Raw genomic sequence first — 24,276 nt, forward strand, 5'->3', positions numbered from 1 at the left:
CCCGCCGGGGGCCTGTCGTGCGTGGCGAACGGGTGACGAGACGGGTGTGACGCGCCGTTACGGCATGGTCTCGTCGCGGTCGGGGCGGCGGTGCGCGCCGGTCCCGGTCCGGTAGGCCTCCTCGTCCCGGGCCTGCCACTCCGCGACGCTCTCGCCGCGGTAGCCCTGCGCCGCGTCCCAGCGCACGGTCAGCGCGAACAGGACCACCAGGTCGAGCGCCACCACGATGGTGGACCAGACGGGGTGCGCGGCCAGGAAGCCGATCTCGCCGATGATGTTCAACATCACCAGCACCGAGCCGGCCACCCTGGCCCAGGTCGCGCCGGTGAGCAGCCCACCGCCGATGAGCAGTTGCAGCCCGCCGAAGATCAGCAGGATGACGCCCCAGGTGTTGTAGTTCCAGACCAGCAGCTCACCGGAGCGGGTGACGAAGTACCCGTCCGAGAACAGGGCCGTGAACCCCTGGAAGAGGTTGAGGACACCCAGGACGAGCAACGTGCAGGCGGCGAACGCCACCCAGCCGGTCCAGGCGCTCGCCCTGCGGGTTGTGCTGTTCATGGCCTACTCCCAACCCCGGCCGGACGGCCGGGCGGATGTGCCCGATTTCCATTCGGCGCCACCCGCTTGCCCGCCGTCGCGCGGACGGCGACCCGACGAGTCGGCGCTCTCGCACCTTGACACGCCGAGACATAATTTGCACCTTTTGTCCAATCCGAGTAGATCTCCGGATTTCATGGAACCCGCACGGGACGAACGCGGCCGTGAACGAGGAGAGGACACCGGTGATGTCCGAGTCAGCCGAGCAGGTCCGGACCGGGCATCCGGTGCGCTTCACCCTGGCCTGCCTCCTGGTGGCCCTCGCCTGTCTGCTCGCCCCGGTGGCGGTGACCGCCGGGTGGGCGCGGGGCGAGGTGGCCGACACCGACCGCTTCGTCACCTCGCTGGCCCCGCTGTCCGGGAACACCGCGGTACAGGACGCGGTGTCCGCCCGACTGGCCACGGCGGCCGTGCAGGCGGTCGACGTGGGCGGGCTGACCGACTCGCTGCGCGAGGCGCTCGGCCTGGGGCCGAACAACGGCTCCGGGCCGCTGTCCGGCTCGCTGCAGAGCCTGCTGGCGGGCGTGGCCGACCAGGCCGCGCGGGCGTTCGTGGCGAGCGACGCGTTCACCGTGATCTGGCGGGACGCGCTCCGGATCGCGCACGCGTCCGCGCTGGACGTACTCGAGGGCCGGGACAGCGGGACGGTGAGCGCCACGAACGGCGAGGTGGTGCTCGACCTGGGGCCGATGATCGATCAGGTACGGCAGGGCCTGGTGGGTCGGGGTTTCGCGTTCGCCTCGAACATCCCCGACACCGACCGCCGCTACGTGCTGGTGCACCGCGAGGGGTTGCGCACCGGGCAGGACGCGTTCCGATTCCTGGACACCGCGGGCATCTGGCTGCCGATCGCGGTCGTGGCGATGTTCGTCCTGGGCGTGTGCCTCGCGCCGCGTCGCAGGCGCGTGCTGCTGTGGGCGGGCGTGGGCACCGCGCTGACCCTGCTCGCACTGGGCATCGTGCTCGCGGTGGCCCGACGGACCTACCTGGACGACCTGCCGCCGGACGTCTCCCGGGACGCGGCGGCGGCGGTCTACGACGCGCTGGTGAGCTTCCTGCGCCGGACCACCCGCACCCTGGGCGTGGCCGCCGTCGCGCTCGCGATCGCGGCCTTCCTGGCCGGACCGGCCCGGCCGGCGAGCGCGATCCGGGGCGCCTTCGCGGTCGCACCGGACCGGACGGGCGCGGCGTTGGCCCGGCACGGGTTCGGCACCGGCTCCGTGGGCGCGTTCGTGGCCGCGCACCGGGGGCCGGTGTACGCGGTGACCGGCCTGTCGGGCGGTATCTGGCTGTGCGTGTGGAACGACCCGACGGTGTGGTCGGTGTTGCTGATCGTGGTGGTGGTCGTCGCGGTGGTGGCGGTCCTGGAAACGGTCGCGGCGGCCGGGACACGCCGGGAGGTCGGGGCCGCGCGGTGAGTCACGGCGGGCCGATGCGACTCAGGGCTGACCCGACGTCTGCCCCGTGCGCCGGAACTCGGACGGGGACTGCTGTACGCGTCGGGAGAACAACCGGGCGAAGTAGGCCGGATCGTCGTAGCCGACGTTGCGGGCCACCTCGTGGATGGACTGGTCGGTGGCGAGCAGCAGTCGTTTGGCCCGGGACAGCCGGGTGCGCACGATGTACTCCTTGGGCGTGGTGCCGGTCGCCCGCTGCATCTCGCTGCGCAGACCCGCCTCGTCCAGGCCGAGCCGCCGGGCGTGCTCGCCGACGGTCAGCGGCTCGGTGGCGTGCTCGTCGAAGTAGCGGACCACCCGCGAGCCGTCCTCGTCGACCCGGATCGTCTTCAGGTCGATGATCAACTGGTGCACGATCGCCGAGGTGACCACCTCGCGGTTCGGCGCGCCCGGCTCCACCGCGGTCAGCAGCCGGTCGAAGCCCTGCCGCAGCGGCCGGACCCCGCCGAGCGACATCACCGGCTCGGCCCGGTCCAGGAACCCCAGGTCCTCGTACGCCGCCGCGGTCGGTCCCTCGAACAGCACCCAGTGCTCGCGCCAGCCCGTCGGGTCCGGGCTGTAGGCGTGGTACTCGCCGGGGAAGAGCAGGAACGCCGCGGGCGCCTGGACGGGGATCCGCGGCGCGTGCCGGTTGCCCGAGCGGAACCAGCCCGATCCCCCCGTGATCAGGGTGAGTTGATAGCAGCCGAGCACCCGGCCCTCGAACTGCATCGCGGTGACCTGTTGCCGGCCGACGCCCAGGCACACCAGGCCGAGCCGCTGGTGCTCCTTGGCGGGCGTGAGGTAGCGCGCGAAGATCATGGTGCGCCGATGGTACGGCGGCCGGACGCCGTCGCGAAGCGGTTCCTCACGCCTTGACCCCGCCCGCGACCAGGTCGGTGCGCCAGAACCGCTGGAGCGACCGGAACGCGGCGACCAGCGGCAGCACCGAGACCAGCGCGCCGACCACGACGAGGTTGGCGTGCGGCTGGTTGGGATCGCTGTTCCAGGCGTTCAGGCCGAGCGTGACCGGCCACAGGTGCTGGTTGTTGAGGGTGATCAGCGGCAGGAAGAAGTTGTTCCAGACGGCGACCAGTTGGAACAGGAAGATGGTCACCAGCGCGGGCGACATGATCCGCAGCCCGATGGTGCGAAAGATCCGGAACTCGCTCGCGCCGTCCAGGCGGGCCGCCTCGATCAGTTCGTCGGGCACCGACGCCTCGGCGTAGGTCTTGGCCAGGAAGACGCCGAACGGGCTGACCGCGGCGGGCAGCAGCACCGCCCAGATCGTGTCGACCAGATGCACCTTGGACAGCATCAGGTAGATGGGCAGCGCGAGCATCGGGGTGGGGATCAGCACCGCGCCGAGGATCACCGAGAAGATCGTGCCCCGGCCGCGAAAGTCGTACTTGGCCAGCCCGTAGCCGGCCATCGCGGCCAGGAAGGTGGCGACGAGGCCGCCGCCGACCGCGTACAGCACCGAATTGAGCACCCAGCGCAGGAAGATGCCGCCGTCCTGGTCGAACAGTTGGCGCAGGTTCGCGCCCAGGTTCCAGTCCGCGAACCAGAAGCCGTTGCTGCCGAACAGGTCGCTGGACGACTTGGTCGAGGAGACCAGCAGCCACCACACCGGCATCAGGAAGTAGGTCGCCACCAGGAACAGGAACGAGGTGGTCAGCACCTGCGAACGCATCGGCGCGGTACGGCCCTTGGCCGGCTTCGGCGCGGGCGGCGCGACCTGTGCACGGGCCGGGCTCGCGGGCTTGTCGGTCAGTGTCGTCACAGCGAGGACCTGCCGTTCGTGAGCCGGGCGGAGATCTTGAGCACGGCGAAGGACAACACGCACGTGCCCAGCGCGAGCAGCACCGAGACGGCGGCGCCCTGGCCGTAGTCGTTGTTCTCGACGGCCTTGTGGTAGGCGGACATGATCGGCGTGTAGTCGGCGTCCAGCGACGAGGTCAGCGGGCGCAACACGCGCGGTTCGGTGTAGAGCTGGAGCGTGCCGATCACGGAGAACACGGTGGTCAGCGCGATCGCCGGGGCGACCAGCGGCACCTTGATCCGCCACGCGGTGCGCCACGGGCCGCACCCGTCCAACTCGGCGGCCTCGTACAGCTCCTGCGGGATGGCCTGGAGCGCGGAGTAGATGACCAGCATGTTGTAGCCGGTCCAGGTCCAGGTGACCACGTTGGCGATGGACCACAGGACCGCGTCCTCGCCGAGGAAGTCGGACGGCAGGCCGACCGCGTCCAGCATGCTCACCACCGGGCTGGAGCGCGGCATGTACAGGAACGCCCACAAGATGGTGGCGACCACGCCGGGGATGGCGTAGGGCAGGAAGTAGGCGGTGCGGAAGAAGCCCTTCAGGCGCGCCGACTTGGCGTCGAGGAGCAGCGCGAGCACCAGGGCGAGACCGAGCATCACCGGCACCTGGATCGCGCCGAACAGCAGCACCCGGCCCACGCCGTGCCACAGCGCGTCGTCGTGCAGCGCCTTGGTGTAGTTCTCGAACCCCGCGTACACCCGCTTGGGCGGGGTCAGTCCCAGGCCGGAGCGCTGCATCTTGTGCAGGCTCTCCACGATCGCGTAGCCGACGGGGACGGCGTACATCGCGGCGAACAGCACGCCGAACGGGGCGAGGAACATCAGGGGCGCGGACCGCCGGCGCTTGCGCCGCGGGATCGGTGCGCTCAAGGGCGGGCTCCCGGTGGATGGGACGGGTGGATGTGGATGCGGGTGGGGGGCGGGCCGACGGCGACCCGCCGCCGCGCGGGGTGACGCGCGGCGGCGGGGCACGGTGCGGACGGCCCCCGGCGTCGGGGTGGTGTCGCCGGGTCAGCCCGCGGCGGCCTTCAGGCCCTTGTCCTGGATGGCCTTGATCGTGGTGCCCTGGACGCCGGTCAGCGCGTCGGCGAGCTTGCCGTTGCCGGCTCCGGCCTTGCCGACCCGGTCGGTCAGGTCGGCGGAGACCTGGGTCATCGTGGGACCCCACTGCCAGCCGGTGGGGGCCTGCGCGGCGGAGTCCTTGAAGATGTCGTAGATCTTCGCGTTGCCGAAATAGGCGGACGGCTGCTGCATCGCGTCCAGGGTCGCCCCGGCGGTCGCCGCCGGGTAGATGCCCGCGTCCTTGACCAGCGTGGTCAGGCTCGCGGGGTCGCTGCTCATCCAGTCGGCGAAGGCGACCGCGGCCTTGGTGTTCTTGCAGCCCTTGAGCACGGCGGTGCCGGAGCCGCCGATGTTGCCGGTGACCTTGCCGCCGGCGTCCCACTGCGGCATCGGCGCGACGGCCCACTTGCCCGCCGCGTCCTTGGCGTTCTCCTCCAGGAGCGCGGTGAACCAGACGGGGCCGACATAGCTGGCCACGCTGCCGTCGCCGAACCGCTTGTACCAGTCGGGGGTGAAGGTCGGGTCCGAGGAGACGGCCTTCTTGTCGAGCAGTTGCTGCCAGTACTGGGTGACCTTCTGCGTGCCCGGTTCGGTCATCGAGACCTTCCAGGTCTCGCCCTCGGGCTTGAACCAGCTGCCGCCGTTCTGCCACGCCATGCCCGCGTACCACCACGGGTCGTTGCCGCCGAACGCCGAGTAGGCCACCGACGGGTCGGCCGCGTGCACCGTGTCGGCCTGCCGGGCGAACTCGTCCCAGGTCTTGGGCGGGGTCAGGTTGTGCTTGGCGAACACGTCGGTGCGGTAGAACATCGCGACCGGGCCGGTGTCCACGGGGATGCCGTAGGTCTTGCCCGCGACGCTCATCTGCGACCAGGCGCCGGCGGAGTACTTGGCCTTGACCGCCGAGGCCTCCTTGTCCACGTCCTGGAGCGCGCCTTCGACCAGGAAGCTGGGCAGCGTCTCGTAGCCCATCTGGGCCAGGCACGGCGCGTTGTTCGCCTTCACCGCGGCGAGCATCTTGGCGTAGCCGCCCTTGGAGCCGGGCTCGACCTTGTTGTAGCTGACCCGGATGTCGGGGTGGGACGCGTTGAACGCGCTCACGGCCTTCTCATAGGCCGGGTTCCAGCCCCAGAAGTCGAGCTGTGCGGTGCCGCCGGACGCCTTGTCGCCCTGGGCCGCCTTGTCGGCGCCGTCCTTCTTGTCGCCGGAGTCCGAACCGCAGGCGGTGAGCGCGGTGAGCGCCGCGACGGTGACCGCGACGGCTGCGCGGCGGGCCGTCTGGCGGCCTCTGCGGGTGCTGGCCCACATGGGTGGCCGTCCCTTCGGGGAATGGGCGGGGCTCGACGGAGCCCGGCACGTGATCGGAGGCGGGGATGCAGCGGAGAGCGATGCGGTGGTGGGGAGAGCCGGTGGAGGCTGTCTGGCCGCCGATCATGTGCCCTGCCCGAGAAGGCGTCAACGGGTTGGCGCGCGGATCGTGCTTTTGTCGAGGTGATCCGCAAGAAAAGTCCAAGTGCATGGTCACCGAATGGCAAGGTTGGGGAACCAGAGAGTATCCATCCAGGTCGGAGCACCGGAGACCCGGGTCGACGGGTCCGGAAAAGTCCACGACGCCGTGCAGAAGAGTGCATGTCCGGGCCGTGCGGCTCGGGCACGATGATCCGGACCCACCGCACCGGATCTGCATCGAGGAGCGTCTTGACCACCCCCAGCCTCGTCCCGAGTCGAGACGGCTTCACCCTCGACGGCAGGCCGTTTCGCATGCTCGCCGGTGCCCTGCACTACTTCCGCGTCCACCCCGCGCAGTGGGACGACCGGCTGGCCCGACTGCGCGGGTTGGGCCTGAACACGGTCGAGACGTACGTCGCCTGGAACCTGCACGAGCCGACCCCGGGCACCTTCGACTTCACCGGCGGCAAGGACCTGGTCGCGTTCCTGCGCGCGGCCGAGCGCCGGGGCCTGAAGGCGATCGTGCGACCGGGCCCCTACATCTGCGCCGAGTGGGAGTTCGGCGGCCTGCCCGCCTGGCTGCTCAAGGACCCGGGGATGCGGCTGCGCTGCTCCCACCCGCCGTATCTGGCCGCGGTGGACCGCTGGCTGGACGCGGTGATGCCGCTGGTCGAGCCGCTGCTCGCGGAGCACGGCGGGCCGGTGATCGCCCTCCAGGTGGAGAACGAGTACGGCAGCTACGGCAACGACGTGGCCTATCTGCGGCACCTGGTCGACGGAATGCGCCGGCGTGGCGCGAACGGGCTGCTGTTCACCTCCGACGGGCCGACCGAGCCGATGCTCCAGGGCGGCACGGTGGCCGGGGTGCTGCCGACGGTGAACTTCGGCTCGCGCGCCGACGAGGCGTTCGCGGCGCTGCGGCGCTGGTCGCCGGACGGGCCGCCGGTGTGCATGGAGTTCTGGAACGGCTGGTTCGACCACTGGCGCGACCCGCACCACGTGCGGGACGCGGCGGACGCGGCGGGAGTGCTCGACGACATGCTCGCGGCCGGCGGGTCGGTGAACCTGTACATGGCGCACGGCGGCACCAACTTCGGGCTGATGAACGGCGCCAACGAGCACGAGGGCGTCTACCAGCCGACCATCACCAGCTACGACTACGACGCGCCGATCGGCGAGGCGGGCGAACTCACCGAGAAGTATTGGGCGTTCCGTGAGGTGATCGGCCGCTACGCGCCGCTGCCCGACGAGCCGCCGCCGGCGCTGCCGGCGCGCGTGAAGCTCGGCGAGGTGGCGCTGCCGTCGGCCGCGCCGCTGCTCGCGCACGTCGAGGACCTGTCCGCGCCGGTGTACTCGCCGAACACGCTGACCATGGAGGAGTTGGACCAGGCGTACGGATTCACCCTGTACCGCACCTGGGTGAGCGGCCCGCGCGAGAGCGCCCCGCTGTTCGTGGACGGACTGGCCGACCGGGCCCAGGTGTTCCTGGACGGGGTTCCGGTCGCGGTGCTCGATCGCAGCGAGGGCGGCACCGCCTCGTGCGAGTTGTCCGTGCCCGCCGGCGGCGCGCGGCTCGACCTGCTGGTGGAGAACTGCGGCCGGATCAACTACGGGCCGGGCCTGCACGATCGCAAGGGCATCACCGAGGGCGTGCGGTGGGAGCGGCAGCGCCTGTTCGGCTGGCAGATGTACCCGCTGCCGCTGGACGCGCCGCACGGGCCGGTGTTGCCGGACGCCTCGGGGCCGATCCCGGCGGGGGTGCCGGTGGTGCGCACCGGCACGTTCGACGTGGCGACGGTCGGCGACACGTTCGTCCGGCTCGACGGCTGGACCAAGGGCCTGGTGTGGATCAACGGCTTCCTGCTCGGCCGCTACTGGTCGGCGGGGCCGCAGCGCACGCTCTATGTGCCGGCGCCGGTGTTGCGCGAGGGGCGGAACACGGTGACCGTGCTGGAGTTGCACGGTCCCGGCGGGGCCCACGTGACCTTCACGGACACCCCCGACCTGGGCGAGCCGGCGGCGGCGCCGGTCCTGTAGCCGGACGGACGCCCGGGACGACTCGGTCCGCGTCCGCTTCGCCGACCCCGCCGCGGCGGGCCAGGTCGACGAACAGCCGGGCCGAGCGCTCCCGGGAGTCCTCGCGGCAGACCAGCATGATGCCGCGCCACAGCGGCGGGTCGAGCGAGCGGATCGAGGCCGAGTCGCCGAAGACGTCCTCGGCGACGTCCCGGTACCACAGCAGCGAGCCCTCGCCGTTGAGTACTCCCGCGACCCAGTTGACCCGGTCGTTGTGCTCGCAGCGGGCGAGCGGACGCACCCCCATCTCGGCGAACATCGCCTCGAACTGCGAGCGCCGCTCGCTGCCGCGCCCGGGCAGCACCATCGGCAGGCCGTGCAGCGCGCCCCACGGCACCGGTTCGGGCAGCCGGGTGTCCGACGGCGACACCAGCACCACCTCCGTCTCGGCGAGCCGGTAGGTGCGCAGGTCGCCGGGTCCGGGTGTGTCGGCCACCCCGATCGCGGCGGTACCCGCGCGGACCGCCGCGAGCACCGCCTCGCGCCCGTCGTGCCGGGTCACCTCGATCGGCGCCTCGGGGTGCTCGGCGGCGAACGCCGCGACCAGGCGGGCGACATGGCCGATCGCGAGGGTGGACGTGGTGGCCACGGTCAGGGTCGGCTCGGACACCGTGCCGACCGGTCGGCCGATGTCCTCGATCGCGGTGACGGTGTCGAGCACCGTGCGGGCGAGCCGGACCACCCTGGAGCCCTCGGCGGTCAGGCCCACGGTGCGCCCCTCGCGCACGAACAGCTCGGCGCCCAGCTCGTGTTCGAGCGCCTTCAGGGCCCGGGACAGCGCCGACTGGGCGACGTAGAGGGCTTCCGCCGCCGCGGTCATGGTGCCGAAGTTCGCGACGGCGACGAGGTAGCGCAGCTGCTGGAGGGTCACGCGCCGCACCATAACGGTCACGCCACCCGCACCGGCAGGGGTTCGAATCGGGCAATTCGCGTGGGTCGTCGGGCCGTCGGGGTGCCGGCGTCGGATCGGTAGGGCATGGATGCATGCCGTACGGGCAAGAGTCGTCGCCGTTCCGGAACCGGGATCGTGGTCGATCCGGTGGGCCGGGGCACCGGGTGTCGCCCGGGTGTGGCGGGGTTCGACGGGCGTTCGTGCGGGTGTTCGCGAGCGGAGGGCCGACGGCCGGTTCGTCGTTGACTCCTGGATGCCCGAAACCGACGATACGGCGCGGTGGTTCGACTGCGACCGATTTTTCGACTCCGTACCGCTTTGGAAGGTTGCCCGGTCTTTCCACCGCGACCCGCACGTTGCTCCACCACGACAGGCACGTTCCGCCACCGCCGCGGACGCCCCGACTCGGGCGTCGCCGGGGCAATTCGCCATGCCCACCCCTATGTTCGCGCCCCTTGCCGCCCACACCGACCGGTCCCTCGCAGGTTTCCCGGATGGAGGCACTTGCCCATGACGTCGACGTCCCCGCGTCGCGACCAGGTTCTCGCGGTGAGCCCCCTCGGGCGCCCCGACGCCCCGCTCGTGATCGCCGCACATCGGGCCGGCGCGCTCGCGGTGCTCGACCTCGGCCGGGAACGCGGACCGGCGCTGGCCGAGTTGGCCCGGGCGTCCGCGCTGGCGTGCTTCGGGGTGCGGGTACCGGTGGGTTGTCCGCTCGGGCCGCGGGAGTTGCCGGAGCGGGTGGACGTGGTGCTGCTCGCGCCCGACGCGCCGTGGTCGATCGCCGACGCCGGCCCCGGACGGCGGGTCCTGGTCGAGGTCACGAGCGCCGAGCAGGCGCACGCGGCGGTGGCCGGCGGCGCGGCTGGGGTGGTCGCGCGCGGTGCCGAAAGCGGCGGCCGATGCGGTGAGTTGACCACGTTCGTCCTGCTGCAGCAGTTGCTCGCGGACGCCCGGGTGACGGTGCCGGTCTGGGCGGCCGGCGGGATCGGGCCGCACACCGCCGCCGCGGCGGTCGCGGGCGGCGCCGCCGGGGTGCTGCTCGACACCCAGTTGGCCCTGGTGGCGGAGAGCACGCTGCCGGCGGATGTGGCCGCGGCGGTACGGGCGATGGACGGCAGCGAGACGGTCGTGATCCGGGGCCATCGGGTCTATCGCCGGCCGGATCTGCCGATCGACCGCCTCGTCGCATCTGCGTCCGGCGATCTCGGCCTCGTGCTGGGCGCGGGCGGACTGCGTCGCGAGTTGTTGCCCGTCGGGCAGGACGGCGGGTCGGCCGCCCGGCTCGCGGATCGGCACGGCACCGCCGGTCGGGTGGTGTGCGCGGTGCGCGAGGCGATCGTGGGCCACCTGGCCTCGGCCGCCCGGCACGGTGCGCGACTGCGGCCGGTCCAGGGACCGATGACGCGGGTGAGCGATCGGGCCGCCTTCGCCCACGAGGTGGCCCGGGCGGGCGGATTGCCGTTCCTGGCGCTGTCCCTGCTGCGCGGCCGCGAGGTACGCGCATTGCTCGCGGAGACCGGTGCGCTGCTCGGCGACCTGCCGTGGGGGGCGGGCCTGCTCGGCTTCGCGCCGCCGGAGTTGCGCGAGGAGCAGGTGGCCGCGGTGCTCGCCGCCCGCCCGCCGTACGCGCTGATCGCGGGTGGTCGGCCGGATCGGGCCGCACCGTTGGAGGCCGCCGGGATCCGCACCTACCTGCACGCGCCCTCGCCCGGGCTGCTGAGCCAGTTCCTGCGCGAGGGCGCCCGGCGATTCGTCTTCGAGGGCACCGAATGCGGTGGGCACGTCGGGCCGCGCGCCAGTTTCCCGCTGTGGGAGACCCAGGTGGACACGCTGCTCGCGTTCGCCGAACGGCACGGCGGCGCGGCCGGGTTGGACCTGCTGTTCGCGGGCGGGATCCACGACGCGCGCTCGGCGGCGATGGTGGCCGCGGCGACGGCGCCGCTGGTCGAGCGCGGGGCCTCGGTCGGTGTGCTGATGGGCACCGCGTACCTGTTCACCCGGGAGGCGGTGGCGGGCGGGGCGATCGTGCCCGGGTTCCAGGCCGCGGCGGTCGAGTGCGCGTCGACCGCGCTGGTCCAGACCGCGCCCGGGCATGCCACCCGCTGCGCCGGCACGCCATTCGTGGCCGCGTTCGAGGCCCGTCGGCGCGAACTGGAGTCGCGCGGGGTGCCGGCCCGCGAGATGTGGGCGGAGTTGGAGCGGTTGAACCTGGGCCGGTTGCGCATTGCCGGCAAGGGGCTGCGCCGGGAGGCGGACAAGCTGGTCGCGGTGGACGCGGACGTGCAGCGCCGCGAGGGCATGTTCATGCTGGGCCAGGCCGCGGTGTTGCGGTCCGCGCCGACCGACGTGGCCGCGCTGCATCGCGAGGTCACCGCCGGGTCGGCCGCGTGGTTGGCCCGCCGGGTGCGCGAGGTGGGCGGGGTGGACCGACCGGCCCCGCCCCGACCGCAGGATGTGGCGATCGTGGGCATGGCGTGCGTGCTTCCCGGCGCGCCGGACCTGGCGAGCTATTGGCGCAACATCCTGGCCGGCGTGGACGCGGTGACCGAGGTCCCGCGCGAACGTTGGGACGTGGAGCGGTACTTCGCGCCGAGCGCCGAACCGGGCGCGACCGCGCGCGGTTCGGTCCGCGGTGCGGCGCCGGGGGCCGTCCCGGCCGGGCGGACGCCGTCCAAGTGGGGCGGGTTCGTACCCGCGATCGGCTTCGACGCGACCGGCTACGGCATCCCGCCGGCCTCGCTGGCCGCGATCGAACCGGCCCAGCTGCTGGCGTTGCACGTGGCCTCGGGGGCGCTGGCCGATGCCGGCTACGGTCCCGGGCGGGCCTTCGCCCGGGAGCGGACCTCGGTGATCTTCGGCGCCGAGGCGGGCACCGACCTGGCGGGCGCGTACGGGTTCCGGGCGCTGTTCCCGGGGTACTTCGGCGCGTTGCCGGCCGATCTGGATCGGCAACTGCCCACTCCCACCGAGGACTCCTTTCCCGGCGTGCTGGCCAACGTGATCGCCGGCCGGATCGCGAACCGGCTCGATCTGGGCGGGGTCAACTTCACCGTGGACGCCGCGTGCGCGGCGTCCCTGGCCGCGCTCGACCTGGCGTGCAAGGAACTGAACACCGGGTCCAGCGATCTGGTCCTGTGCGGCGGGGTGGACACCCACAACGGGATCAACGACTACCTGATGTTCTCCTCGGTGCGGGCCCTGTCGCCGACCGGGCGGTGCGCGACGTTCGACGCGGACGCGGACGGGATCGCGCTGGGCGAGGGCGCGGTGTGCGTGCTGCTCAAGCGGCTCGCGGACGCCGAACGGGACGGCGACCGAATCTACGCGGTGGTCAAGGGCGTCGGCGGGTCCAGCGACGGGCGCTCGCTCGGGTTGACCGCGCCGCGCCCCGAGGGCCAGCGGCGGGCGCTGGAACGCGCCTACCGGGCGGCCGGGGTCTCGCCGGCGCGGGTCGGCCTGGTCGAGGCGCACGGCACGGGGACGGTGGTCGGCGACCGGGCCGAGCTGGACACCCTGACCGAGGTGTTCACGGCGCACGGGGCGGCTCCCGGCGCCTGCGCGGTGGGCTCGGTGAAGTCGCAGATCGGCCACACGAAGTGTGCGGCGGGCCTGGCGGGGTTGGCCAAGGCGGCGCTTGCGGTGCACTTCGGGGTGCACCCGCCGACGCTGCATCTGCGCCGACCTCCGGACGCGGGGCCGTTCGTGTTCGACAACCGGGCCCGGCCGTGGACGGCGCCGGTGGGCGAACGCATCGCCGGGGTCAGTGCGTTCGGCTTCGGGGGCACCAACTTCCACGCGGTGCTGGCCGGTTCGGAGCCGGTCGGCGCGGGTGGGCCGGGGGGCGCGGACGCCGCGTGGCCGGTCGAGCTGTTCTGCTTCCGCGGCACGGACCGGGCCGCGGCCCACGCGGCGCTCGACCGGCTGGCGGCGCGGCTGGACGCGGACGAGGACCTGCCGCTGCGGGGCCTGGCGGCGCTCGCGGACGAAGCGGTCGAGCCCAGGTCGGACGCCGATGCCCGCGGGGCCGCCGAAGCCCCGGTGCAGATCGCCCTCGTCGCGGCCGATCACGCGGACCTGCGGGTGAAGCTGACCCTGGCCCGAGCGGGCGCGGTCGACCCCGCGGGCGAGATCTTCCACCGGAAGGAGGCAGCGACCGGAGCGGAGGCGGAGGCCGGGTCGGGGACCGGAGCGGTCGTACGGCCGGACGTCGCACTGGGCGCAGGGCTCGGACCCGAAGCGGGTGTAGGGCCGGACGCCGGGTTGCACACGGGACTCGGCACCGAAACAGGCATGCGGCCGGACACCGCGTTGGACCCGGGACTCGGCAGCGAGGCGGGCGTACGGCCGGGCGCCGCGTTGGACCCGGGACTCGACACCGAAACAGGCGTACGGCCGGGCGCCGCGTTGGACCCGGGACTCGACACCGAAACAGGCGTACGGCCGGGCGCCGCGTTGGACCCGCGACTCGACACCGAAACAGGCATGCGGCCGGACACCGCGTTGGACCCGCGACTCGACACCGAAACAGGCATGCGGCCGGACACCGCATTGGGTCCGGCGCTCGACACCGAAGCAGGCGTACGGGCGGGCGCCGCATTGGGTCTGGCGCTCGACACCGAAGCAGGCATCCGGGCGGGCGCCGGGTTGGACGCAGGGGTCGGCACCGAAGTGGGCGCCGGCTCGGATCCGGGGCTCGGCACCGGCGCGGGCGTACGGCCGGGTGACCGGTTGGACCCGGAGCTCGGCAGCGAGGCGGGCGTACGGGGAGGCGCCGGAGTCGGTGGTGCCTCGTGGGCCGGGACGGGTGGGCAGGTGGCGTTTTTGTATCCCGGGCAGGGGAGTCAGCGGCCGGGGATGCTGGCCGATCTGTTCGCCCGGTTTCCCGAACTGTGCGACGGGCTGCGGGGCATCGATCCGGAGTGTGTGCGGGCCATGTTTCCGGCGGCGGCCTTCGACGCGGAGGAGCGGGCCGCGCAGGCGGCGCGACTCACCGACACCCGCCGTGCGCAGCCCGCGCTCGGGGTGGCGGCGGTCGCGCTGACCCGGCTGCTCGACCGGTTCGGGGTGTGGCCGGACCAGGTCGCGGGGCACAGCTACGGCGAGGTGGCCGCGTTGTGGTCGGCGGGCGTGCTGGCCACCGGGGACCTGGGCCGGCTCGGCGAGGTGCGCGCGGCGGCGGTGCTGGCCGCCGCCGGCGCGGAACCCGGCGCGATGGCGGCGGTGACGGCCGGCGCGGACCGGGTGGCGGAGGTGCTGGCCGGGATCGACGGCGTGGTGCTCGCGAACCGCAATACGCCGACCCAGACCGTGGTGTCCGGCCCCGAGGCGGCCCTGACCTCGGCGATCGCCGCGCTGGCCGATGCGGGCTTGTCGGCCCGGCGGCTGCCGGTGGCGTGCGCGTTCCACAGTCCCGTGGTCGCGGCGGCGGCCGACACCCTCGCGGCCGCCGTCGCGGACTTGGACGTACGTCCGCCCAGGATCCCGGTGTGGTCCAACGGCACCGCGGCGCGCTACCCGGACGCGCCCGCCGACATCCGGGCGTTGATGGCCCGTCAGGTGGCCGAGCCGGTGCGGTTCGCCGAGCAGATCGAGGCGATGTACGCGGCGGGGGTGCGGATCTTCGTCGAGGCCGGACCGGGTCGGGCGCTGACCGGCATGGTCGGGGCGATCCTCGGCGACCGGCCGCATACCGCGGTGGCCTGCGACGTCCCCGGCGAGGACGGCCTGCGCCGACTGCTCACCGCACTCGCCGAACTGGCCGTCGCCGGCGTGCCGGTGCGGGTCGCGGGCGGCCTGGCCGGGCGCGTGCGGCCGGAGGACGTCGCGCCCGGCCCGCGACCGGCCTGGACGGTGGACGGCCATCTGGTGCGGACCGCCGACGGCCGGCCGGTGCCGGGCGGGCTGCGCCCGGCGACCCCGATGGCCCCGCTGTCCTTCGGGCCGGTGGCCGAACCGGGTGTGCCGAAGGCCTCGGCCCGGGACGCGGTGCTGCTGGAATACCTGGCCGGCGCGCGGGCCGCGGTCGCCGCACAGCGCGAGGTGCTGCTCGGCTACCTGGGCGTACCGGGCGGGGTTCCCGAGTCGCCGCCGATCGCGCTCGGACCGGAGCCGACTCCCGTGCGGGTGGAGCCGGCTCCGGTCCGGCTGGAACCGGACGCACCGGACGCACCGGACGGGCCGCTCACCCGCGCGCAGGTGCTGGACGTGGTCCTCGACATCGTGGGCACCCGGACCGGCTACCCGAAGGACATGCTCGATCCGGCCCTGGACCTGGAGGCGGACCTGTCCGTCGACTCGATCAAACGCACCGAGATCATCGGCGAACTGGCGCTGCGGTTGCGCCTCCCCGGCGGCGCGGGCACGGGCGTGGTCGACGCCGAGCCGGTCGACGCGGAGGTGATCGAGCGGCTGGCCAGGGTCAAGACGATCGACGCGATCGTGGCCGGGGTGCTGGACGCGGGGTCCGCCGGAAACGAACGGACGGTGCCGGAACGGCCGATCGAGCCGATGGCGGACGAGCCCGCCGCTCCCCTCGCCGGCCGGCCCACCCGGCATGTCGTCGAGTGTGTACCGATCGAGGAGCCGCCCGCCCCGGCTCCCGGGGACGTGGAAGGCCCGTCGCCCGAGGGGCGGTTGCGCGGCCGGCGTGTGGTGCTGGTCGAGGACGGGGGCGGGATCGCCTGGGCGTTGGCAGATGCGCTGGCGGCGCACGGGGTCGTCGTGGAGGCGCGGGCTCGGGATCGGGTCGAGGTCGAGGCGGGCGCGGATCCCGGCTGGGCGGAGGTGGACACGCTCGTACATCTCGGCGCGCTCGCCGACGGGCCCGACCCCGTTTTCCCGGACGCCTTCCCGCTGTTGCGGGACGCGCTGGTGGCCGGCGTACGGCAGGTGTTCCTGGTCACCGCCGGCGGCGGTCGGTTCGGCCGGGGTCCGGAGGCCGCCGGGCCGGATCCGGTGCCGGGGGCGGGGTTGGCCGGGTTCGCCCGGGCCGCCGCGCTGGAGTATCCCGATCGGGTGGTGCGGGTCCTGGACCTGGACGCCAAGGCCGAACCCGCCGGGCTCGCCCACCGGCTCCTGACCGAACTGGGCCGCACTCCCGAGCGGCCCGAGCCCGGCGCACCGGTGTTGCTCGGCCTGGCCGGGGAACACCGGGTGACCCTGCGTCCTCGGCCGGCGCCGCTTCCGGACCTGCCGCCCGCCGACCGGGACGCCCTGTTGCGCGAGCGCATCGGCCCGGCCTCGGTGGTGCTGCTGACCGGCGGCGCGCGGGGCATCACCGCCCGGGCGGCGATCGGCTTGGCCCGGGCCACCGGATGCCACATCGAACTCCTGGGCCGCACCGGCCTCGACGAGGATCCGGAGCCGGAGGCGACGGCCGCCGCGCCGGACGCACCCGCGCTGCGGGCCGCGTTGATCGCGAGCGGGATGCGCGAACCGGCCCGGATCGAGGCGGAGTCGACCCGGATCCTGCACCGCCGCGAGGTGCGGGCCACGCTGGCCGAGGCGGCCGAGCACGCCGCCTCGGTACGGCTGCACGCGGCCGACGTCACCGACGCCGACGCGGTCCGCCGGGTCCTGGCCGGCATCGCCGAGCGGCACGGCCGATTGGACGGCATCGTGCACGGCGCGGGTGTGCTGGCCGACCGGCTCCTCGCGGACAAGAGCGGGCAGTCGTGTCGGCGGGTGTTCGCCACGAAGGTGGCCGGGGCCCGGGCCCTGGTCGCGGCGCTGCGCACGCTGCGGCCGACCCTGGCGCCGCCGGCGTTCCTGGCCATGTTCGGCAGCGTGGCCGGGGTGTACGGCAATCGGGGCCAGACCGACTATGCGGCGGCCAACGACGCCCTGGCCACCCTCGCGTGGCACTGGTCGGCCGGGTCCGACGGCATCCTCGCGCCGGTGGCCGGGCGCGTGGTGACCGTCGACTGGGGTCCGTGGGCGGCGACCGGCGGCGGCATGGTGACGGCGGAGCTGGCCCGCGAATACGCCCGGCGCGGCGTGCCGTTGATCGATCCGGAGCACGGCGTGCGGGCGCTGCTCGACGAACTGGCGGCCGGTGAGGGCCCGCAGGCCGTGTACGTGTGCCTGCCGGCCGACGGGTCGGTGGCCGGATGAGCGCGCGCGGCCCGGGTCCGGATGATGCGGCGATCGTCGGAATCGGTGCGATCTTCCCGGGCGCGGCCGGACCCGACGCGTTGTGGCGACTGATCGAGTCGGGGGTGGACGCGATCACCGACGTGCCGCCGCATCGGTGGGATCCGGCGCTGCACTACGCGCCGGGCACGGCCGGCGAGCCCGCCCGCGGCGACCGGTTCTACTGCCGGCGCGGCGGTTTCGTGGACGACCTGGCCACGTTCGATCCGGTGCGCTTCGGCATCATGCCCGCCGTGGTCGCCGGCGCCGAACCGGACCAGTTGCTCGCACTGCGCGCCGCCGCCGAGGCGATCGCCGACGCGGGTGGCGAGGGCCGCCTGCCGGACCGGTCCCGGGTCGGCGTGGTCTTCGGACGCGGCGGCTACATGGGCGTGGCCACCGCCCGACTCGACCAGCGGGTGCGCACGGCGTACCAACTGACTTCCCTGCTCGAAGAGTTGGCGCCGGAGTTGGACGAGACCCGAGTAGCCGCGATCCGGGAGGCGTTTCAGGCGTCGCTCGGCCCCGAGCAACCCGAGGCGTCGATCGGCCTGGTGCCGAGTTTCACCGCGTCCCGGATCGCCAACCGGCTCGACCTGGGCGGTCCCGCCTACACGCTGGACGCGGCCTGCGCGACCTCGCTGCTCGCCCTGGACCAGGCCGCCGCGGAGTTGCGGTCCGGGCGCTGCGACGCGGTGATCGCGGGTGCCGCGCACCACTGCCACATCGCCACGCTGTGGAGCGTGTTCACCCAGTTGCGGGCGCTCAGCGCGAGCGAGCACATTCGGCCGTTCGATCGGACGGCCGACGGCACGCTGATCGCCGAGGGCACCGGCGCGGTGCTGCTCAAGCGCTTCGCCGACGCCGAACGCGACGGCGACCGGGTGTACGCGGTGGTTCGCGGCGTGGGCGTGTCGAGTGACGGCCGGGCCGCGAGCCTGCTGAGTCCGCTGGTGGACGGCCAGGTTCGGGCGCTGGAACAGGCGTGGCGCGCCGCCGGGTTGGATCCGACGGAGCCGGATCTGCTCGGTCTGGTCGAGGCGCACGGGACCGGTACCCCGGTCGGTGACGAAGCGGAACTCGTCACGCTGGGGAAAGTTTTCGGGCCGCGCGTGGGCGACCGGCCGGCCGATGTCGCGCTCGGCACGATCAAGTCCAACATCGGGCACACGATGCAGGCGTCGGGAATGGCCGGTCTGCTCAAGGCGGCACTGGCCCTGCACCACCGCACGTTGCCGCCGACCCTGCATGTCGACGACCCGCATCCGGGCTTCGCCGGCACCCGGATGCGTCCGCAGGGTCGGGCCGAGGCGTGGCCGGTCAACCCGGCGGGCGGGCGGCTGGCGGCGGTCGACGCGTTCGGTTTCGGCGGGGTCAACGCGCACGCGGTGCTGGAACAGCCGCCGGCGGGGCGGGCGGTGGCGCTGCCGATCGGGAGCGGGCGGTCGGCGGGAGAGGGCCGGCTGCCCGATGTACTCACCCTGGCCGCCGATTCGGTGCCCGAGTTGTTGCGCCTGCTCGCCGACCGGGCCGCCGGGCGGGCGGCGCGGACCGGGTCGAACACGTCCGCCGGGCCCTGTCGGCTCGCGGTCGCGGATCCGACGCCGAAGCGGCTCGCGCTGGCCGCGCGTGCCGTGGAGCGCGGAGTGCCGTGGCGCGGCCGGGCCGAGATCTGGTTCACCCCGCGCCCGCTACTCGGGTCGCACGCGGTGAATCCGGGACGGGTCGCGTTCCTGTTCCCCGGTCTGGAGCCGGAGATGTCGCCGCGCCTGGACGACCTGGCCGACGCGTACGGCCGACCCCGGCCCGAGTCGACCGGCGCCGAGGACCTGGTCGGCCGGGCGGTGGACGCGCTGACGGCCGGCCGGTTCCTGGCCGCCGAATTCGAACGCGCCGGCCTGGTACCGGATCTGCTGGCCGGGCACAGCATGGGCGAGTGGACCGCGATGGTGGTCGCCGGCATGTACCCGCGCACGGCGGTGGACGGCTTCCTCGCGTCGCTGCGACCGGATTCGCTGGACGTTCCGGACCTGGTCTACGCGGCGGTGGGCTGCGGGGTCGCGGTCGCCGAACGGCACGTCGGCGCCGAGCCGGTGGTGGTCTCACACGACAACTGCCCGAACCAGAGCGTGGTGTGCGGACCGGCCGACGCCGTCACCGAGGTGCTGGGCCGGCTGCGTCGAGAGGGTGTGATGGGCGGCGAACTGCCGTTCCGCTCCGGCTTCCACACCCCGATGTGGGCGCCCTACCTCGGACAGGTGGCCGACGCGTTCGAGCAACTGCCGCTGTGTGCCCCGTGCCTGCCGGTGTGGTCCGCTACCTCCATCGCGCCGTATCCGACGGACGCCGCTTCGGTGCGCGAACTGACCGTGCGTCATCTCCTCGAACCGGTCCGGTTCAGGGAGCTGATCGAGGAGCTGTACGCGGGCGGTGTACGGGTGTTCGTCCAGCCGGGCGCGGGCAGTTTGGTCGGCTTCGTACACGACACCCTGCGCGGCTGTGACGCGCTGGCCGTGGCCGCCCACTCCACACTGCGCCCGGGCCTGGCGGGCTTTCGCCGAGCGGTGGCGGCGCTGTGGGTGGAGGGCGCGGCGATCGAGGCGCGGGAGCCGGTGCGAACGGGCCTGCCCGCGACCGGGCGGGAGTCCGGGCCCGCCGTCGACCGCGCCGCCGTCGCGCCGCCCGCCGGGCCGGTCGTCCGACTCGATCTCGGGTCCCCGGTGGTCGCGTTGGGACCGGCCGCCGGCCCGCTGCGGTTGACCGGTGCGTCCCGCCCGCCCACCGGCTCCGCGCATCCGGTGCTCGCGGCCTTTCACGCGACGCTCGCCGAGGCCGAGCGCACGGTGGCCGCGGCCGCCCTGGCAGCCGGAAGGGTCGGCGAAGCCGACGCACCCGGGTTGCCCGCGCCGCCGCCCGCCGGCGACTCGCGCCGGGCGTACCGCTTCTCGCTGGTCGACCACCCCTACGTCCGCGACCACTGCGTCTACGAGCAGCCCGAGTGGTGGCCGGACCCGGCGGATCGGTTCCCGGTGGTGCCGATGACCACGCTGATCCGGCTGGCCGGCGACGAGGCCCTGAGCGCGGCGGGGCCGGGCCGGGTGGTCGTCGGGTATCGGGACGTCCGTTCCCTGCGCTGGTTGCCGGTGGCCCCGCCGACCGACACCGAACTGATCCGCACCTCCGTGGACTCGGACCGGATCCGGATCGCGTTCGGCCGGTACATGTCCGCCGAGGTGCTGCTCGCGGACGAGGCCGCCGTCCGCGCCGCGCCGACCCCCGACCGCGCACCGCTGACCGGCGAGGGCCCCGCGCCGGTGCGCGCGCCGGATCTGTACGGGGACCGCTGGATGTTCCACGGACCCGGATTCGCCGGGGTCGACCAGGTGTTGACCGTCGCCGACGACGGCATCCGGGGCATCCTGCGCGCACTGCCGGCGCCCGGTGCGCTCCTGGACGCGGCCGGGCAACTGCTGGGCCACTGGATGCAGTTGCGGTTGACCACGGACCGCCTGGTGTTCCCGATGTCGGTGGCGGCGATCGACGGGTACGGACCGGAACCCGAGCCGGGCGCCCGGTTGCTGGCCACCGCCCGGATCCGGGAGGTCGGGCCCACCACGGTGCGCGGCGACGTCGAGTTGGTCGACCCCGGTACCGGCGCGGTGCGGATCCGGGTGCGCGACTGGGTCTATCGCCGGTTCGCCGCCGACGAGCGGGTGTGGCCGATGAAGTTCACCCCGCACACCACCGGCATCGCCGAACCGCAGCCGGAGGGCTGGTGCCTGCTGCGCACCCGGTGGCCCGACCCCGCCGCGCAGGACCTGGTGACCCGGCGCTACCTGGACACCGCCGAACGGGCCGAGTTCGCCGCCCAAGCGCCCCGGGACCGCCGAGGATGGCTGCTCCGGCGGGTCGCGGCCAAGGACGCGGCCCGGCAACACATGTGGGCGCACGGGCACGGCCCGCTGTACCCCGCCCAGGTCCGGATCGACACCGCCGACCCCGGCCGCCCGCTCGCGCACGTGGTCGCCGAGCCCGACGCCCCCGCACCGACCCCGCTGCACGTCTCCATCGCGCACGACCACCGCTTGGGGGTGGCCGTCGCGGGCCCGGCGCCACTCGGCATCGCCGTCGCCCGCCTCGACCCCGACGGCCCGTCCCCGGCGTCCGGCACACCGGACGGCGAATGGCCGGCCTCGCTCGTGGGATCCGACACGGAACCGCGCGGGCTGTGGGCGCTGCGTTTTCGCTGCGCCGGGGAAGCGGCCGGCCGAGCGACCGGCACGGACCACGTGGTCACCTCGGCCCGGCCCCTCGGCCCGCACGCGGCCGAGTTGTCCGTGCGCCCCGCCGAGGCCGGCGGCGCCGAACTCCTCGTCCACACCCGGGACGTTCCCGATCCCGACGGCACCCGGATCGACCACTACGTGGTCGCGTGGACGAGCACCCGGCAACCAGGAACGTCCACCACCTCACATGGGAGCACCCGATGAGCGCGGACCCGCACGCGGACCGGATCCTGGCCGAGGTGGCCGGGATGCTCGCCGAGATCGTCGGCGAGGAACTGCTGATCGCCGCCGAGATCACCCCGGACAGCGGCTTCGACGACGATTTGGCCCTGGAGAGCATCGAGTTCGTCGCGCTGGCCGGTCGGCTCCAGGAGCGCTACGGCGACCGGGTCGACTTCATCGCCTTCCTCGCCGACCTGGAGATCGAGGAGATCATGGCGATGACGGTCGGTCGCCTGGTCGAGCACATCGCGGCCTGTACCCGCGCCGAGGCCGTCGGTGGTGCCGGTCGATGAGCGAGGTGCACGCGAACGGCCTGCGCTTCCACGTCCAGCGGTTGTCCCCGCCCGCCGACCGTCCCGTACTGCGCACGCCGGTGGTCTTCCTGCACGGTCTGGTGCTGGACAACCTCTCCAGCTTCTACTACACGCTCGCCGCACCGGTCGCCCGCGCGGGCGCCGAGGTCGTGCTCTACGACCAGCGCGGACACGGCCGCACCGAGCGGCCCCGGAGCGGATACGACCCGGACACCGCGGTCGCCGATCTGGCCGCGCTGCTCGACGCGTGCGCCGTGCCGACCCCGGTACACCTGGTCGGCAACAGCTTCGGCGGCCTGATCGCGCTGCGCGCGGCCCGGTCGAAACCCGACCTGGTGGCGAGCCTGGTGCTGATCGAGGGACAGTGCCTGGACGTCCCGGCCGGCGCCGAACCGTACGCGGGCGGCTGGGTCGAGGAGATGGCCAACACGCTCAACCTGGCCGCGCTCGGCCTGGCGGCGCATCCGGGCCCGGAGCGGCTGCCCGTGGGGCCCGCGCGCAAGACGGCCCGACTGCGGGCCGGCGCCGACGCGCTCCTGAACGGCACGACCCTGATCGAGGACGTCACCCTGCCACCCGCCCCGAGCGAGGCCGAACTCGCCGAGGTGGCCTGTCCGGTGCTCGCCCTGTACGGCGAGTTGTCCGAACTGGCCCCGCCCGCACGGCGGTTGGCCGAGTTGCTCCCGCACTGCACGCTCACCGTGCTGCCCGGTGTCGCGCACACCGTGTTGCGCGAGGCCACCGCGCCCGTCCTGGCCGCGCTGCTCGACTGGTTGCCCCGGCACGAGCCGGTCACGGTGCGGCCCGGGGCCGGCCGATGAGAGTCATGTTCGTGGTGCCGCCGTTCGCCGGCCACGTCAACCCCACCGTCGCGGTCGCCGCCGCACTCGCCGAGCGCGGGCACGAGGCGGTGTGGTGCGGGCCGCCGGAGATCCTGGACCTGTTGCCGCTGGGCGCCCGGTTGTTCGCCACCGCCGATTCCCCCGGCGCCCCCGGCGGCTACGCCCGACTGCACGCGAGGTGGCAGCGGCTGCGCGGGGTGGGCGCGTTGCGCTTCCTGGTCGAGGAGACCCTGGTTCCGCTCGCGCACACCATGCTGCCCGGGGTCGCGGCGGCCGTGGCCGGCTACCGACCGGATGTGGTCGTGGCCGACCAGCAGACCTTCGCCGGCGCCTTCGTCGCCGTGAAGGCCGGCATCCCGTGGGCGACTTCGGCGACCACCTCGGCCGAGTTCACCCGGCCGCTGGTGGGGTTCCCGAAGATCGACGACTGGGTGCGGACCCGGATCGCCGAGGCGGCGGTGGCCGCCGGCGTACCCGCCGATTGCGATCCGCGCTTCTCGCCCCGGCTGGTACTGGTCTTCTCGACGCCGGAACTGGTCGGCCTGACCGATCCGGTCCCGGCGCACCACTGCTACGTGGGCCCGGCGTTCGGCCGTCGACCGGCGACGGTGGACTTCCCGTGGGACCGGCTCGATCCGGACCGGCGGCACGTCCTGGTCTCGCTCGGCACGCTCAACCGCGAGGCCGGCGACCGGTTCTATCCGGCCGTGGTGGCCGCCACCCGCCCGCTCGCCGATCGAGTCCAGGTGATCCTGGCCGCGCCGGAGCGGCTGGCCGGGGCGCCCGCCGAACACGTCCTGGTCCGCGAGTTCGTCCCGCAACTGGCCCTGCTCCCGCACCTGGACGCGGTGGTCACGCACGGCGGCCACAACACGGTGTGCGAGGCGCTGGCGTTCGGGCTGCCGCTGGTGCTCGCCCCGATCCGGGACGACCAGCCGATCGTGGCACGCCAGGTGGTGGCGGCCGGCGCCGGCGTCCGGGTGCGCTTCGGGCGCGCGCACGTACCCGAGTTGCGCGCGGCCGTCACCGACGCGCTGGATCGCCCCGAACTGCGCGCGGGCGCCGCCCGGATCCGTGCCTCGTTCGCCGCGGCCGGCGGCGCGGACGCCGCCGCCGAACGTCTGGAGAAGCTGTGCTGAATCC

The 24,276-nt window shown here is 73.9% G+C and carries 13 protein-coding genes; 7 read left to right on the plus strand and 6 right to left on the minus strand.

Annotated elements, in window-relative coordinates; all coding sequences use genetic code 11:
- Nucleotides 1–57: 57 nt before the first annotated feature.
- Complete coding sequence (locus tag B4N89_RS07655) at nucleotides 58–558, minus strand: DUF7144 family membrane protein (RefSeq protein ID WP_078975119.1); 501 nt, start codon at nucleotides 556–558, stop codon at nucleotides 58–60.
- Nucleotides 559–785: 227 nt separating this feature from the next.
- Between B4N89_RS07655 and B4N89_RS07660 the strand changes: the two genes are divergently transcribed.
- Nucleotides 786–2,015, plus strand: coding sequence for a hypothetical protein (locus B4N89_RS07660; protein WP_078975121.1), 1,230 nt, complete (start codon nucleotides 786–788; stop codon nucleotides 2,013–2,015).
- A 21-nt stretch (nucleotides 2,016–2,036) separates the two neighbouring features.
- On the opposite strand, the gene B4N89_RS07665 is transcribed toward B4N89_RS07660, so the two are convergent.
- The 4 genes from B4N89_RS07665 to B4N89_RS07680 all read right to left on the minus strand — a co-directional run bounded on the left by B4N89_RS07665 (nucleotide 2,037) and on the right by B4N89_RS07680 (nucleotide 6,227).
- Nucleotides 2,037–2,855, minus strand: coding sequence for an AraC family transcriptional regulator (locus tag B4N89_RS07665; protein WP_078975123.1), 819 nt, complete (start codon nucleotides 2,853–2,855; stop codon nucleotides 2,037–2,039).
- 46 nt (nucleotides 2,856–2,901) lie between these two features.
- Complete coding sequence (locus B4N89_RS07670) at nucleotides 2,902–3,816, minus strand: carbohydrate ABC transporter permease (RefSeq protein ID WP_078975125.1); 915 nt, start codon at nucleotides 3,814–3,816, stop codon at nucleotides 2,902–2,904.
- A complete protein-coding gene (locus B4N89_RS07675; protein WP_078975127.1) occupies nucleotides 3,813–4,679 on the minus strand; it encodes a carbohydrate ABC transporter permease in 867 nt (288 codons plus the stop codon). Before B4N89_RS07675 ends, B4N89_RS07670 begins: the two co-directional genes overlap by 4 nt.
- Before the next feature lie 189 nt (nucleotides 4,680–4,868).
- Nucleotides 4,869–6,227, minus strand: a complete 1,359-nt coding sequence (locus tag B4N89_RS07680; protein WP_078975129.1) for an ABC transporter substrate-binding protein — start codon at nucleotides 6,225–6,227, stop codon at nucleotides 4,869–4,871.
- 390 nt (nucleotides 6,228–6,617) lie between these two features.
- Between B4N89_RS07680 and B4N89_RS07685 the strand changes: the two genes are divergently transcribed.
- Nucleotides 6,618–8,405, plus strand: coding sequence for a glycoside hydrolase family 35 protein (locus B4N89_RS07685; protein WP_078975131.1), 1,788 nt, complete (start codon nucleotides 6,618–6,620; stop codon nucleotides 8,403–8,405).
- Here the strand turns inward: B4N89_RS07685 and B4N89_RS52535 are convergent.
- Nucleotides 8,356–9,315, minus strand: a complete 960-nt coding sequence (locus B4N89_RS52535) for a LysR family transcriptional regulator (protein WP_321170681.1) — start codon at nucleotides 9,313–9,315, stop codon at nucleotides 8,356–8,358. The two genes, B4N89_RS07685 and B4N89_RS52535, sit on opposite strands and share 50 nt — an antisense overlap.
- Nucleotides 9,316–9,846: 531 nt before the next feature.
- On the opposite strand from B4N89_RS52535, the gene B4N89_RS51220 reads away from it, so the two are divergent.
- Genes B4N89_RS51220 through B4N89_RS07725 form a run of 5 tightly spaced genes read left to right on the plus strand, consistent with a single transcriptional unit; the run spans nucleotide 9,847 to nucleotide 24,272 of the window.
- Nucleotides 9,847–17,451, plus strand: a complete 7,605-nt coding sequence (locus tag B4N89_RS51220; RefSeq protein WP_235618516.1) for a type I polyketide synthase — start codon at nucleotides 9,847–9,849, stop codon at nucleotides 17,449–17,451.
- Nucleotides 17,448–21,959, plus strand: coding sequence for a type I polyketide synthase (locus tag B4N89_RS07710; protein ID WP_078975137.1), 4,512 nt, complete (start codon nucleotides 17,448–17,450; stop codon nucleotides 21,957–21,959). The genes B4N89_RS51220 and B4N89_RS07710 overlap by 4 nt, the downstream gene beginning before the upstream one ends.
- Nucleotides 21,956–22,270, plus strand: coding sequence for an acyl carrier protein (locus B4N89_RS07715; RefSeq protein ID WP_078975139.1), 315 nt, complete (start codon nucleotides 21,956–21,958; stop codon nucleotides 22,268–22,270). The genes B4N89_RS07710 and B4N89_RS07715 overlap by 4 nt, the downstream gene beginning before the upstream one ends.
- Entirely contained in the window at nucleotides 22,267–23,112 is an 846-nt protein-coding gene (locus tag B4N89_RS07720; RefSeq protein WP_078975140.1) for an alpha/beta fold hydrolase, read from the plus strand. The genes B4N89_RS07715 and B4N89_RS07720 overlap by 4 nt, the downstream gene beginning before the upstream one ends.
- Complete coding sequence (locus B4N89_RS07725) at nucleotides 23,109–24,272, plus strand: glycosyltransferase (protein WP_235618517.1); 1,164 nt, start codon at nucleotides 23,109–23,111, stop codon at nucleotides 24,270–24,272. The genes B4N89_RS07720 and B4N89_RS07725 overlap by 4 nt, the downstream gene beginning before the upstream one ends.
- The last annotated feature ends 4 nt before the right edge of the window (nucleotides 24,273–24,276 follow it).

Source organism: Embleya scabrispora (assembly GCF_002024165.1).
GTDB classification, from domain to species: domain Bacteria; phylum Actinomycetota; class Actinomycetes; order Streptomycetales; family Streptomycetaceae; genus Embleya; species Embleya scabrispora_A.